We start from the raw sequence: 13,883 nt of genomic DNA, 5'->3' as shown, positions 1-13,883 counted from the left end.
CAGAATCAAAACGCCCAGACCATAGCCATCAACACACCCCAGGCCAGCAGTGAGGCTGCCATAACCGTGTAAGTAACGGACATGGTGAGAACATCATCCGGGCTGCGATGACATAAAGATCTCAGGCCCTGATACACAAGGGTGCAGGACAGTGCCATCGCAATCAGAACCGCGATCACACTGACCATTAACACTGGCACAAGCAGCGCCAGTGAAGACAGCCAGAGGGGCAAGGGCGCAATCGCCGCAAGCAAATAAGCGTCGTTATAGCTGACCTGCAGTTTATGGCCCTCTACCACACTATGAATCAGCCAGCCCATCACGAAAAACGTCAGCAACTCTGCCAGAAAGAGAATGGTGGTAATAAAACGCCATTCCTTGCCACCGAACCCGGTGATGAAATCATCGCCGTAATGGGTTCCTGCGTAGTAAAGCAGCACCGGCGGTAACAGCGACATGGGAACCACAACGAACCAGGCAAGCATGGGTATGGAAAGCTGTCTTTGCTGAAGCTCAGCCCAGCCCCCGTTGCTGGAAAAGGGTAGTTTAAGCAAGCTTGATACATTCATGTTGGACCTCCTTGCTCTCAGGTGGGCACATTTGCCACACGGGACAGCTTTTGCAATATTATGACGGCCTTTACCTATACTTTTTAGGCGTCTTTCCTGAAACCGTCAATCAACCGGGATGATCTTGAGCAACTCGAGCAGCAGGCGAAAGCAAAAACCTCAGGCCTTCTGGCTGTTTTTTCCGGCCGCAAGCCTGCTGGCTGCGCTCGCGGTCCCGCTATCGGTGTGGGCGGTCTGGTCGGGCACTGGGTGGCCGGCAGGGCTGCTTGGTGCCGGGCATGGCCATGAACTGATTTTCGGGTTCGCGCTGGCGCTGGTGGCCGGCTATACACTTGGCCCGCAGCCTGCTGCCGTGCTTTATCCGCTTTTTGGCTTGTGGCTGGCAGCAAGGCTGGGCGGGATCCTGCTGCCACACAACCTTATAGCCCAGTTTCTGGGCCCTGCCTTTGCCCTGCTGCTTGCCCGGCATGTGGTGCCCCGTTTCCAGGCCGCAAAAAAATGGCGAAACAAAATGGTTGGGCCTCTAATCCTTCTGATTTGCCTGCTTTCAGTGATGTTCTGGCTGGCCTCTGCGCTGGCTATTCCGCAGAAATCATGGCTGCCCGGCCCGTTCCCAGTCATGCACTCCGCCATTACGGGGTTACTGCTGCTTATGACGTTTATGGGAGGCCGGCTCATTGCGCCGGCAGTCGCAGGCACTCTGGAAAAAAAAGGCATACCGCTGGAAGCCCGGGTTCAACCGCGAATAGAGGGCACGCTGATTGTTGTGCTGGGGGCTTCCATTTTTCTTATGGCATTTCCCGAAGCAAACCTGATAACAGCTGGCCTGTTGATAACAGCCGCCGGATTGATTGCCCTGCGCACCCTGCGCTGGAAGCTTTGGCTGTGTCCGGAACGCCCGGATTTGCTGGTTTTGGCGGTGGGTTATTTCTGGTTAGCCATTGGCGCCCTGGCTACGGGCCTGGCGCTATTAAATAGCAAACCGCCAGCCCCTGCCTTGCATCTGATTACCATTGGAGCACTGGGCACCCTTTCCACCAGCGTTATGCTTCGTCTGGCCTGGCAAAGGAGCCATCGCAAACCACCACCTGCCGGGGAAGTTTTCCCTATTGCGGCTCTTTTGGCCATTGCTGCCATCAGTCGGTTTATTGCAGGTGCCTCTCCCTTCGGCGCTCCCATGCTGTTATGGCTTTCAGCCAGCTCCTGGACACTGGCTTATCTGTGGGTAACAGGAAGGCTTCTTCTTCTCGCCAAACATACCCAAAACCGCAGGAAATGAATGGCTACCTCTCCTGCGCCAACCTTCCCAAAGATTACCCACTTGGTGATATCACCTACGCATCCTATTGATTTTTAAAGGCTTATAGACCGAACCTCCACGCAGACCAAAAGCCATCATTGCCGCCCTGATCTCTACTTCCTTTTCCTTGATTAATATCATGAATGAACAGGCGCTACACTTTGCACAATGATTCCAAGAAGCCCGGAAACCGCGCCCAATGCGGCACAGGGCAGGCTAACCGAGGGAGTATTGTTATGGCTAAAACCAACGCCGACATCGAGCACTGGGATGTCGAAAATGAAGAGTTCTGGGAGAAGGAAGGCAAACACATTGCCTCCCGCAACCTGTGGATTTCCATTCCCAGCCTGCTCCTGGGCTTTGCGGTATGGCTGATGTGGGGAATGATCACCACCCAGATGAAAAATCTGGGTTTTGATTTCAGCATCGAACAGCTTTTCTCGCTCTCGGCCATTGCCGGCTTGTCTGGCGCCACCCTGCGGATACCGGCGTCGTTCATGATCAAGATTGCCGGTGGCCGCAACACCATCTTTCTGACCACCGCTCTGCTGATGATCCCCGCTGCGGGCACCGGTATTGCGCTGATGAACCCGGACACACCGTTCATTGTATTCCAGGCACTGGCGCTGCTATCCGGTATTGGCGGCGGCAATTTTGCCTGTTCCATGAGCAATATCAGCTCCTTCTACCCCAAGAGCAAGCAAGGCTATGGCCTGGGCATGAACGCTGGCCTTGGCAATTTTGGCGTCACCACCATGCAGGTTCTGATTCCGCTGGTGATGACCGTTGGCATGTTCGGCTTTTTGGCGGGCGAGCCAATGCAATTGCAGAGCCCAAGCGGCACGCTCATCGGCCGCATTGAAGCCGGCACTGACACCTGGATCCAGAACGCCGGCTTTATATGGCTGGTTTTCCTGATTCCCCTGGCCTTTGCAGGCTGGTTTGGTATGAATAACCTGAAGGTCGTTACCCCCAACCCGGGCAACCCCGCTTCTGCCTTCGGCAAGATACTCGGGCTCTATGGCGTGGGTCTTCTGACCTCTGTTATCGGCGTCTGGGCACTCAGCGTCATGAACATGTGGCTGGCGCTGCCACTGACCATTGTTCTGACAGTGGTTCTTCTGCGCCTGATCCCGGGGAACATCAAACCCAACATCAAAAACCAGTTTGCCATTTTCAGCAACAAGCACACCTGGTCGATGACGGTACTGTACATCCTGACCTTCGGCTCGTTCATTGGCTTCTCGGCTGCACTGCCGCTGTCTATCGGCGTTATCTTCGGCAACATGATGGAGGTTGCTGCTGACGGGACAGTAACCCGCGTGGTGAATCCGGATGCACCCAGCGCACTGACCTGGGCGTGGATGGGGCCTTTCGTAGGTGCTCTTATTCGCCCGGTAGGCGGCTGGATTTCCGACAAAATGGGTGGCTCCATCGTTACCCAGATCATCTCCGTGGTCATGGTGGTGGCTTCGGTGGCAACAGGCTACGTGATGATGCTGGCCTACAACTCCACCGATCCCAACAGCTACTTCGCCCTGTTCCTGATTCTGTTCATTGTGATGTTCGCCGCCAGCGGTATCGGCAACGGTTCCACCTTCCGCAGCATCGGCTACATCTTTAACCAGCAGCAGAAAGGTCCTGTACTGGGCTGGACCAGCGCCATCGCCGCCTACGGTGCCTTCATTGCACCCAAGCTGCTGGGTCAGCAGATCCAGGCAGGCACTCCGGAGGTAGCCATGTACGGCTTTGCGGTCTTCTACGCCCTCTGCCTAGCGGTGAACTGGTGGTTCTACCTGCGCAAGGATGCGTACATCAAGAATCCTTGACTGCCTGTTTAACACATACCCGGAAACCTCAAAACTCGCCAGAGGGCACTCTCTGGCGAGTTTTTTGTGCGTGGCTTACACTGTATGGAGCGCTCGAACGGGCATTAAAAAGGTAGACAACCCTACTTCGCATAACGTTCGTCTTGACGCACTTACGAAAAGCCCTATCAGTGCCCGAAAAAGACTGGTCGGACATTCAGGAAACACGACACCTACCCTCCACACCGGGCAAGCGGGAGTCCATTAGTCAGTGCATGGATACTCCCGAGGATGAATGCGATGAAGAGCTGAACTGGTGACATGAAAGTCGGTTTAAACCAAGCAAGCCCAGAAAGGCACAAAAAAATTGGCTGCCAGCGGCCTGGCATCAAAAGCCCAGGACCGCTTGCCCTTAATAGGGAAAGATCCCCGCCGCACGCGGCATCAACATCCGGCACCGCTTGGTCTACCAAGTGCTTGAAGACGAGCGTTTGGTGAAGATCCTTCGGCTCTGGAGTCACTACGAATTACGTGTAACCAGCCACTGTGGAGAACCCCAAACGAGCAAGATCACCGATAACGAAAGCGGCAAGATGGCCCCCAGCAAAGACACATTCCGGGGTATAACAGCTTGACCAAGGTGAATAAAAACACCTGATCATCACGGATGCCCAGATCTTTGGCGAGGGACAGGCATATCACACCTTAAAGCGGGTGCTGGAGACTTTGAGCCATCGCCCCTGAGGCAGGGCTGGCAACATAACGCAAAAAGCCCCGCCCGGAATCACCCCGGCGGGGCCTGATCAGTGCAGGTTTTAGCTTCGGGTATCACGCCTTGCCAAGTGCAGCCTGGCGTTTGCGCTCTTCTTCTTCAATTTGCAGGTCAACAGAAGACACCTGGTACTCCTCGGCGAAGCCGGATTCAGGCTCCTTGAGCCAGAGAAGGCACAGCAGCCAGCTGACAAAGGCGCCGCCAGCAATAATGAAGAAGAACTGGTTGGGTGTGACGAATGTGAAGATAGTGAGATAAACCACCGCACCCACGTTGCCATAAGCACCGGCCATACCAGAAATCTGCCCGGTCAGACGGCGCTTGATTGACGGGATAATACCGAAAGTTGCACCTTCCGCGCCCTGCACAAAGAAGGAGGTGAACACGGTGATTGCCACAGCAACAATCAGCGGCCAGCTTGAGTTGAGCAGGCCCATCAAGGCAAAGCCCACACAGATTCCAAACATGTAGCTGAGCATCACGAAACGGCGGTTACCCATACGGTCGGAAACCATGCCACCCATGGGGCGTGCAACCAGATTCACGAACGCAAAGGAGGCAGCAACCATACCGGCGGCCGCCGCACTCAGGCTCCAGGTTTGCTCGAAGAACATCGGCAACATGGAGACAACCGCAAGCTCGGCACCAAAGTTGGCAAAGTAGGTGCTGTTCAGCGCTGCAACACTGTTGAACGGGTACTTGTCGTCTTCCGGCACACCTTTTTTCAGGATGGGCATATTAACGCGAAGAATCTGCATAATCTGGTAGCACACGATGGCAACAATGACCGCATAGGCAATAATCGCACCGGTTGTACTCAGGTAACCCATGTTCTGGATACGCCACACCAGAATGGCCAGAACGCCAACCAGTGGGATGGTCCACAGGATCAGCTTTACCATATCGCCCCAGCTACTGACTTCCAGCGCTGTTGCCTTGCGTGGTTTGCGGTGAACAGTCCCTTCGGGACCATCGGTGATCGCGAACCAGTAGTAAACACCGTAAAGCGCCATAACAATCGCGCTCTGGGCAATGGCCCAGCGCCAGCCGTCTTCACCGCCGTACATCTGCAGAGCTATGGTTGGCAGAGTCAGTGCCGCCGCTGCGGAACCAAAGTTACCCCAGCCAGCGTAAAAGCCTTCGGCAAAGCCGATATCACGGGGCTTGAACCACATGGCGGTCATGTGAATGCCCACCACGAAGCTGGCACCGATGGAGCTGAGCACCAGGCGGCTTACCAGAAGCTGGGTCATGGTATTACCAAAGGCGAAGGTCAGTGCCGGAATGGACATCAGAATCATCAGTAGCGAGAACACCCGGCGCGGGCCAAAGCGGTCCAGGGCCATACCCACGATAATGCGCGCCGGGATCGTCAGCGCCACGTTACAGATGGCAAACAGGCGCAGATCGTCGGCAGTCAGCCAGTTCACGCTCTTCAGCATGCTGGATGCCAGCGGTGCCATGTTGAACCATACGTAGAAAGTGATAAAAAAGGCAATCCAGGTCAGGTGCAGCGCTCTGATCTCTGGATTCTTGAAACGGAATACGTCTGCAACTTTCATTTCAGCCTCCGAGGGCTTTCAGGTCATTTCAGTGTCAGTAACGATCAGTGGCTGGGCAGAATCAGGAGCGGGCATTGCACCCTGCGCGCCAGAAACGAGCTGACCTTGCCAAAAGTCATATAATCCAGTTCGTCCACAAAGTAACTCAGCGAGCGGGCGATCAATCCGCCGTCTACCTCATCACTGTGGCGGGCGATAACAAGCATGCCGGGCTTGACCTTGTTATCGGCGGCGTAAAGCAGCATCTTGCGGGCATCGCCTTCAAGGAGCAGCGTTTCTACCGCAACCTCCTCTTTCTCACAAACCTCCTGGGCTTCCAGCAGGTCCTGTTTGAGTTCTGACACCTCTTCCTGAAACAGATCCTCATTACCGGATGTGATATCCCTGGGGTTTTCGGCCACAGCCACCAGGGTGATCTGTGGATTCAGCTCGCGGAACATGGTAATCGTCTGGGCCAATGCCAGCTTTGCGTTCCTTGAGCCGTCGTAGGCAATCATGATTTTCATGGCAATCTCCGAAGGCAACAAGCGACACTTTTCGCGCACACGGGCGCGCGTCCGTTGATATTGATCAGCATTAGCCCACAGGCTGCACCTGCGCATAATTGAGTTAAATCAAATAGTGCGTTGGATACCCCACCAGAGAAACCAGAGACCTACCCCCAGGACCTGAATCCTCGCCAGACCCTACCACCCGTGCACCCAACATGGGGTACCTCCAACGCCCTCAGACTGGTAAACCGCGGTTTGATATGGTTATCAAGACCGGAACCCTATTTCAGTTAATGCAGCCACGGAGGCGGTTATGATGACCTCGCCAACCAGAACGCAACAGCACCGGGCGCTTGGCCTGTCCACTCTGGCTTTCACCCTGTGCTTTGCGGTCTGGACGATTTTTTCCATCATTGGCATCCGCATCGCTGAGGACCTCGGGCTATCCGACACCCAGCTTGGCCTGCTTATGGCCACACCAATCCTTACAGGCTCCATCAGCCGGCTTTTCCTGGGAATCTGGACGGACCGCTACGGCGGGCGCTGGGTATTCGGCATACTCATGCTGACAACAGCCGCTTGTGTTTATCTGCTTACCTTCGCCACCACTTATCTGATGCTGCTCGTAGGTGCGCTGGGGGTTGGCCTTGCAGGTGGCGCTTTCATTGTGGGCGTGGCCTACACCGCCGCCTGGTTTGAGCCTGCACGCCAGGGCACAGCTCTCGGCATCTTCGGCGCGGGTAATGTGGGGTCAGCCGTAACCAACTTTGGTGCTCCCTTTTTACTGGTAGCCTTTGGCTGGGAAACCACTGCCCAGATCTATGCGACCGTGCTGGCTATCATGGGTGTTGCCTTCATTCTGCTGGCAAAAGAAGATCCGGTTTCCGCTGGCCGCAAAGAAGGCGAGCAGCAGCGTTCTTTCATGGAACAGATGGAGCCGCTGAGAGATCTGCGGGTCTGGCGCTTTGCGCTTTACTACTTCTTTGTATTCGGGGCATTCGTGGCGCTGGCGCTTTGGCTGCCACACTATCTGATCGGGGTTTATGGCCTGGAGATCCGGACAGCGGGCATGATTGCCGCACTCTACACCATCCCGGCGTCCCTGTTTCGCATTCTCGGGGGTTGGATGTCTGACCGTTACGGCGCGCGGCGCGTGATGTACTGGACGTTTATTGCGTCCGTCATCTGTACCTTCCTGCTTAGCTATCCACCAACCGACTACGTGGTTCACGGCATTGATGGGGATGTTCGCTTTACGCTGGAGATGAGCCTGCCGGTCTTTATTATCCTGATCTTCACCCTGGGCTTTTTCATGTCCCTGGGCAAGGCGGCGGTTTACAAACACATACCGGTTTACTATCCCATGCACGTGGGCGCTGTCGGTGGTGTCGTAGGCATGATTGGCGGGCTTGGCGGCTTTATTCTGCCCCTGACTTTTGGCGTACTGAATGACATCACAGGTATCTGGCAGAGCTGCTTTATGCTGATGTTCATCATCGTAGCTGCGGCACTGGCCTGGATGCACTATGCCATTCGCTCCGCCGAGCGCGTGGAATGGGCAGCGAACGAGGAGCGGACCGACCTGCCCGAACTGGCATCGCCGCAACTGTTTTACCCGTTAAGCCGCAAGCATCATAACCAGGAACGCGACTCAGCAGGCTCATAATGAGCGCGATGAGATTGCGCGCCAGCGCAAGGAGGTTCAGAACAGGACGGGCTTGGCCATCGCAAGATGGAAGATGGCGGAGACCTGCGCCAGCGCCAGAACAGCTGCAACAATCCGTACGGGGCGTGATACGGTAACTTTCAGGGCAAAAAGCCCGGCCGCGATGTAGCCCAGCAAGAGCAGGATTTTGGCCAGCAGCCAGCCTTGCTCCAACGGGTTCCAGCCTCCCACAAACAACAGGCTGATGGCCGCTATCAACAGGACAGTGTCGTTGGCATGGGGAATCCAGCGCAAGGGTGTCTGGCGCCAGCCAGGGCTTCCGACGGCGTCCATCAGCAGCCTGAGTGAGAACAGGACAACGGTCAGGTAAGCTGTGGTCATGTGCAGTTGTTTCAGAATCACGTATGTGCTCATAAATCATTCCATTGCGAATCAAAACGATAGCGGCATTGTACGCAAAAATACCACTAACCGGGTATGTTATTTCTCGCCACGGGCGTTTAACATATAACTAACATATATGTATTAGCAGGAACCAACATGCAGGCTATTCCTACATCCGCCCAGGCCGATTCCGCCAGTATCAGCCAGCTTTTCGCTTATCCATTCCGCATTTTCTTTTTGTCAATGACGCTGCTGGCGGTGCTGGTTATTCCGCTCTGGGTTTTACAGGTGACCGGCGTTATCAATCTGCCTCTGGCGATGCCGGGGCTGTTCTGGCACCAGCATGAAATGCTGTTCGGCTTTTTGTCTGCTGCCATCGCCGGTTTTTTGCTGACCGCAGTCTGCGTATGGACGCAAACCGAACGCACCCATGGTTTCCGGCTTGTGCTGCTGTGGGGCGTGTGGCTGGCCGGCCGTCTGCTCCTGGCGCTGGGAGCAGATCTGCCATACTGGCTGGTCCAGGGCTTCAACCTGGCGTTTCTGCCACTGGTCATGCTGGATGCCGGATGGCGCGTCTGGCGCGCCAGGCAAAAGCGCCAACTAATGATTCTGGTGGTTCTCGGCCTGTTATGGGTAATGCAGATTGGCTTTGTTACCCGTCTGGACATGGCCTACAGCCACGGCGCGCTGATTATGGCCATGGCACTGATCAGCATTGTGGGCGGGCGCATCACTCCGGCATTTACCACAGGCTGGCTGCGCCAGCGCGGGCTGGACGCCAACGCCGTAAAATCCGTTCCTGCACTGGATATGGCCACGCTGTTTTCGATGATTCTGCTGATGGCCTCGCTGGTGACCGGCTGGCAGACATTCACCGGCATTCTGGCAATCATTGCCGGCACGCTTATGCTGGTGCGCCTGGCTAACTGGAAAGGCTGGCTGGTTCGTGCAGAGCCCCTGTTGTGGATTCTGCACCTGTCCATTCTCTGGGTTCCGGTATCCCTGTACCTTCTGGCAGGCACACTTTTTGCCGGATGGCCCTCCAATGCCTGGAGTCATGCTGCGGGAACCGGCGCTATCAGCTGCCTCATTCTGGGCGTGATTGCACGGGTCACCCTGGGCCACACAGGCCGCCCCCTGGTGTTACCCAACGGCATGGTCACGGCCTTCATCGCCATTCATCTGGCGGCGCTGATCCGTGTACTCACCGCCTTTGGCATTATCCCCTGGAACCCGGGCATCGGCAGTAGCAGCCTGCTCTGGATTTTTGCCTTTGGCATGTTTCTGGTGCGCTACACAAAAATACTTGCAAGCCCCAGGCCTGATGGCCGCATTGGCTAGAGGCCTGTCCGGCTAAGGCCTCAAGCGGTTGAGCCTTCGGGTTATCGCCGCACATTTCAAAGAGCGGGTTCGTGGGGAGCCTGCTCTTTTTTTATTCAAAACCGCCCTTTTTATTCGAAACTGCCCTATACCCTCTCCCGCGCAAGCGATACCTGCCGATAAATTGGCAATTATCCACTAATGGTCAATAGCGACTCGCGAAATAACAGCTAAAGTAACAATAAATCATTCTGTAACAGAGACACTGGCATTATGAACCCGGATCACTTTGACAAAGAAGACCTGATTAAATGCGGTCATGGCAAACTTTTCCCGGGCGCCATGCGGCTGCCCATAGACGAAATGCTGATGGTTGACCGCATTACCCACATAAGCTCGGAGGATGGCCTTTATGGCAAAGGCAGCCTAGTAGCTGAACTGGACATCAACCCCGATCTCTGGTTTTTCAAGGTGCATTTCGTAGATGACCCGGTCATGCCCGGCTGCCTGGGTCTTGATGCCATGTGGCAACTGGTCGGCTTTTTCCTTGCCTGGGGCGGTGGTGAGGGCAAAGGTCGGGCACTGGGTTCCGGTGAAGTGAAATTTACCGGCCAGGTTCTGCCGACGAACAAGAAAGTGCGCTACCATCTCGACCTCAAGCGCGTTATCAGGCGCAAGCTTACAATGGCCATTGCAGATGGACGCATGGAAGTGGATGGAAGGGAAATCTACACAGCCAAAGACCTTCGGGTTGGCATGTTTACTTCCACTGACGATTTTTAGGAGTTAACAAAATGCGGCGTGTTGTTATTACCGGCATGGGGATTGTCTCCAGCCTTGGCACCAATCAGAAAGAAGTCACCCGCTCCCTGAAGGAGTCCCTGCCCGGTATCGGTTTCAGTGAAGAAGCCCGCGATAATGGTTTACGAAGCCAGGTTTGTGGCCAGATAAATCTGAACCTGCCGGAGCTGATTGATCGCAAGCTGTTGCGATTCATGTGCCCGGCTGCAGCCTACACTTACCTGGCAACCTGCGAAGCCATTGAACAGGCAGGCCTGAGCAAAGAACACCTTACAGCCAACAGCACCGGGGTTGTTTTCGGCACCGGTGGAGCCTCCACTGTCGAACTGCTCGATGCCATCGACACCCACCGCGAGAGAGGTATCCGCCGGGTGGGGCCCTACCGTGTTCCACGGACTATGGGCAGCGCCATCAATGCGTCTATCGCCACGGCGTTTGGTATTACCGGCATCAACTATGGCATTACCTCCGCCTGCGCAACCAGCGCCCACTCGATAGGCCATGCGGCAGATCTTATCGCCCTCGGTCGCCAGGATGTCATGCTGGCCGGTGGCGGCGAAGACATTCACTGGACACTGAGCCTGATGTTCGATGCCATGGGTGCTCTTTCTACCAAGTATAACGACACCCCGGGAGAAGCCTCGCGAACCTACGACAAGGACCGGGACGGCTTTGTGATTTCCGGTGGTGGCGGCACTCTGGTGCTGGAAGCTCTGGAGCACGCGGAAGCACGAGGCGCCAACATTATTGCCGAAGTTGTCGGCTTTGGTGCGACCTCAGACGGTGCCGACATGGTCGCCCCCAGTGGCGAAGGCGCCGTGCGTTGCATGCAACAGGCCATGAAGAACCTTGACGGCGAGATCAGTTACATCAATACCCACGGTACCAGCACGCCCGCAGGTGATGTTACTGAGCTCAAAGCCCTGAAAGAGACCTTTGGTGACCGGATTCCACCCCTGAGTTCCACCAAGCCACTCTGCGGCCACGCTCTGGGCGCGGCCGGGGTTCATGAAGCTGTTTACAGCCTGATCATGCAGCGGGAAGGCTTTATTGCGCCTTCAGCCAACATCAAGAACCTGGACGAAGGCGCAGAAGGCTACCCGATTGTGCGCGAACGCATGGACAACCAGACCCTGGATCTCGTTATGAGCAACAGTTTTGGTTTCGGCGGCACCAACGCAACTCTGGTGTTCAAAAAGTACTGACGCTGTTCAGGAAAACCTCACAGAGCGGTATTCAGCCGGGGAAGTGCCCATCCAGCGCTTGAAGGCCCGGCTGAATGCACTCAGTTCCGAAAAGCCAAGCTGTTCGGCAATTTCCACCAGCGGCTTGGTTCTATCCTGCATGTAAGTCAGCGCCTGCTTACGGCGCACATCCTCCAGAAGGCGGGCAAAGGTCAGCCCCTCCCGCCTCAGTTTCTTATGGAGCGTGTACCGGCTCATGTGCAACTGAGAAGCCACCACTTCAACGCCTACTTTCCCCCGCGCAAGCTGAATGCTGATCAGCGAACTCACTTTGCTGCCCAGCGAAACCCTTGCCATTTCCGGGCCCGAAAACTCTGGTGCCACTCTTTACTCCTCCTCTTTCATGACGGTTTTACAGTTACCGGCTCTGTTGTTCGAGAAAAACGGATTGTAGCGTACACATGTTAGCTGAAACTAATCAATAAGACGTTTGAGCAGGATCAAGGGAAAACACTTCAGCCTGCGGCAAACTATCCGACCCCTGATTTACCCGGAGCGTCCATGATTATCCCGGAACTGCTGGCACCTGCCGGCACCCCTGAGCATCTTGAAACCGCGTTCGCCTACGGCGCGGATGCCGTCTACGCCGGCCAGCCGCGCTACTCCCTGCGCGTGCGCAACAACAGCTTTAAAGACACTGCAGCCCTGGGCTCGGGCATCCAGCGCGCCCACGCTCTGGGTAAACAGTTTTATCTGGTCTCGAACATAGCCCCCCACAACGACAAGGTGCGCTCTTACCTGCGAGATCTGGAACCTGTACTGGAATACAAGCCGGATGCGCTGATCATGTCCGACCCCGGCCTGATCATGCTGGTACGGGAAAAGTGGCCGGATCAGCCCATTCACCTGTCCGTGCAGGCGAACGCCGTAAACTGGGCCACCGTGGAGTTCTGGCGTCGCCAGGGCATCAGCCGTGTAATCCTGTCGCGGGAGCTGGCCCTGGGCGAAATACGCGACATCCGCGAGCGGGTGCCTGATATGGAACTGGAAGTGTTTGTGCATGGCGCTCTGTGCATGGCCTACTCCGGCCGCTGCCTGCTCTCCGGCTACATGAACCACCGGGACGCCAACCAGGGTGCCTGCACCAATGCCTGTCGCTGGAACTACAAGGAAGTGCAACACACCCACGACCATACCGGCGACCTGATTGCCACATCCGCCGCAAGCGATGTCCAAAGCATCGAGCCCAGGGAAATCCTTCTGGAAGAGCCCAACCGCCCCGGCAGCTTTATCCCCGCTTACGAGGATGAGCACGGTACCTACATCATGAACTCCCGGGATCTGCGAGCGGTACAGCATGTGGCCGAACTGGCCGCCATCGGCGTGCACTCCCTGAAAATCGAGGGGCGCACCAAGAGCACCTATTACGTGGCCCGCACCACCCAGGTGTATCGCCGGGCTATTGATGAGGCAGCAGCCGGCAAGCCATTCGATATGGAGCTGATGAACGAGCTGGAGGCGTTGTCTAACCGCGGCTATACAGAAGGCTTTCTGCGCCGCCACATGCCACAGGAATACCAGACCTATGAGCAGGGCTCGTCCTACCTGGGCACGCAACAGGTGGTGGGCACCATAACCGACGCCGACGACCAGTGGCTCACCATTAATGTGAAAAACAAGTTTGCCCGGGGCGACCGGCTGGAGCTGATAACCCCCTCCGGCAATCGGCAATTCACCCTGCCCGCCATGGAAAACCTGAACGGTGTTGCCGTGGATAATGCGCCAGGCAGCGGTCACATTGTTCGCATTCCCCGCCCGGCCTCCATCCCGAACGCTCTGGAGCACAGTTTCCTGACCCGCATTCTGCCGGCACAAGCCTGAAGGCGCCGGGCTCCGTATAAATTCGTACCACGCGCAATACACCGTCAGTCTTAGCCTCTGGCGGTCGTATTGCGTTATAATCAGTGCTCCCTCAATTTAATACCTGACTAATTTACTCTGGTATTGTACAATCACGGACCAGAAG

The 13,883-nt window shown here is 55.9% G+C and carries 12 protein-coding genes and 1 pseudogene; 8 read left to right on the top strand and 5 right to left on the bottom strand.

The window, feature by feature from the left end:
- Nucleotides 1-5 precede the first annotated feature (5 nt).
- Nucleotides 6-569 carry a Yip1 family protein gene (locus CDH48_RS00605; protein ID WP_100686772.1) on the bottom strand — a complete coding sequence of 188 codons (564 nt, stop codon included), beginning with the start codon at nt 567-569 and terminating at the stop codon, nt 6-8.
- 118 nt (nt 570-687) lie between these two features.
- On the opposite strand from CDH48_RS00605, the gene CDH48_RS00600 reads away from it, so the two are divergent.
- The 3 genes and pseudogenes from CDH48_RS00600 to CDH48_RS19540 all read left to right on the top strand — a co-directional run.
- Nucleotides 688-1,848, top strand: coding sequence for an NnrS family protein (locus CDH48_RS00600; protein ID WP_100686771.1), 1,161 nt, complete (start codon nt 688-690; stop codon nt 1,846-1,848).
- Nucleotides 1,849-2,105: 257 nt separating this feature from the next.
- Entirely contained in the window at nt 2,106-3,698 is a 1,593-nt protein-coding gene (locus CDH48_RS00595; protein WP_100686770.1) for an MFS transporter, read from the top strand.
- Between the two features lie 346 nt (nt 3,699-4,044).
- Nucleotides 4,045-4,204: pseudogene (locus tag CDH48_RS19540) on the top strand (Txe/YoeB family addiction module toxin); the annotation flags it as partial.
- Between the two features lie 301 nt (nt 4,205-4,505).
- Here the strand turns inward: CDH48_RS19540 and CDH48_RS00585 are convergent.
- Together CDH48_RS00585 and CDH48_RS00580 are read right to left on the bottom strand one after the other, a co-directional pair.
- Nucleotides 4,506-6,011, bottom strand: a complete 1,506-nt coding sequence (locus tag CDH48_RS00585) for an MFS transporter (RefSeq protein ID WP_100686769.1) — start codon at nt 6,009-6,011, stop codon at nt 4,506-4,508.
- A 44-nt stretch (nt 6,012-6,055) separates the two neighbouring features.
- Nucleotides 6,056-6,517: a universal stress protein gene (locus tag CDH48_RS00580; protein WP_100686768.1), complete on the bottom strand. Its 462-nt coding sequence runs from the start codon at nt 6,515-6,517 to the stop codon at nt 6,056-6,058.
- Between the two features lie 298 nt (nt 6,518-6,815).
- Here CDH48_RS00580 and CDH48_RS00575 point away from each other — a divergent pair, with 298 nt between their 5' ends.
- Nucleotides 6,816-8,168 carry an MFS transporter gene (locus CDH48_RS00575; protein ID WP_100686767.1) on the top strand — a complete coding sequence of 451 codons (1,353 nt, stop codon included), beginning with the start codon at nt 6,816-6,818 and terminating at the stop codon, nt 8,166-8,168.
- 36 nt (nt 8,169-8,204) lie between these two features.
- On the opposite strand, the gene CDH48_RS00570 is transcribed toward CDH48_RS00575, so the two are convergent.
- On the bottom strand, nt 8,205-8,582 hold the full coding sequence (locus CDH48_RS00570) for a SirB2 family protein (protein WP_100686766.1): 378 nt from the start codon (nt 8,580-8,582) through the stop codon (nt 8,205-8,207).
- A 126-nt stretch (nt 8,583-8,708) separates the two neighbouring features.
- Here CDH48_RS00570 and CDH48_RS00565 point away from each other — a divergent pair, with 126 nt between their 5' ends.
- The 3 genes from CDH48_RS00565 to fabB all read left to right on the top strand — a co-directional run bounded on the left by CDH48_RS00565 (nt 8,709) and on the right by fabB (nt 11,878).
- The gene (locus tag CDH48_RS00565; protein WP_100686765.1) at nt 8,709-9,893 is read left to right on the top strand and encodes an NnrS family protein; all 1,185 of its coding nucleotides are present in this window, start codon (nt 8,709-8,711) and stop codon (nt 9,891-9,893) included.
- Between the two features lie 252 nt (nt 9,894-10,145).
- Nucleotides 10,146-10,655, top strand: coding sequence for a bifunctional 3-hydroxydecanoyl-ACP dehydratase/trans-2-decenoyl-ACP isomerase (fabA, locus tag CDH48_RS00560; RefSeq protein WP_100686764.1), 510 nt, complete (start codon nt 10,146-10,148; stop codon nt 10,653-10,655).
- 11 nt (nt 10,656-10,666) lie between these two features.
- Nucleotides 10,667-11,878, top strand: a complete 1,212-nt coding sequence (gene fabB / locus CDH48_RS00555; protein WP_100686763.1) for a beta-ketoacyl-ACP synthase I — start codon at nt 10,667-10,669, stop codon at nt 11,876-11,878.
- 6 nt (nt 11,879-11,884) lie between these two features.
- Here fabB and CDH48_RS00550 read toward each other — a convergent pair whose 3' ends face one another.
- The gene (locus tag CDH48_RS00550; protein ID WP_100687175.1) at nt 11,885-12,214 is read right to left on the bottom strand and encodes a helix-turn-helix transcriptional regulator; all 330 of its coding nucleotides are present in this window, start codon (nt 12,212-12,214) and stop codon (nt 11,885-11,887) included.
- A gap of 204 nt (nt 12,215-12,418) precedes the next feature.
- On the opposite strand from CDH48_RS00550, the gene trhP reads away from it, so the two are divergent.
- A complete protein-coding gene (gene trhP, locus CDH48_RS00545) occupies nt 12,419-13,738 on the top strand; it encodes a prephenate-dependent tRNA uridine(34) hydroxylase TrhP (protein ID WP_100686762.1) in 1,320 nt (439 codons plus the stop codon).
- Nucleotides 13,739-13,883: the final 145 nt, after the last annotated feature.

The sequence above is a fragment of the Marinobacter aromaticivorans genome, assembly GCF_002806975.1.
In the GTDB taxonomy this organism is placed as follows: Bacteria; Pseudomonadota; Gammaproteobacteria; order Pseudomonadales; family Oleiphilaceae; genus Marinobacter; species Marinobacter aromaticivorans.
The sequence above is the reverse complement of the archived record's forward strand: the minus strand, read 5'-3'. Positions and strand labels throughout refer to the sequence as shown.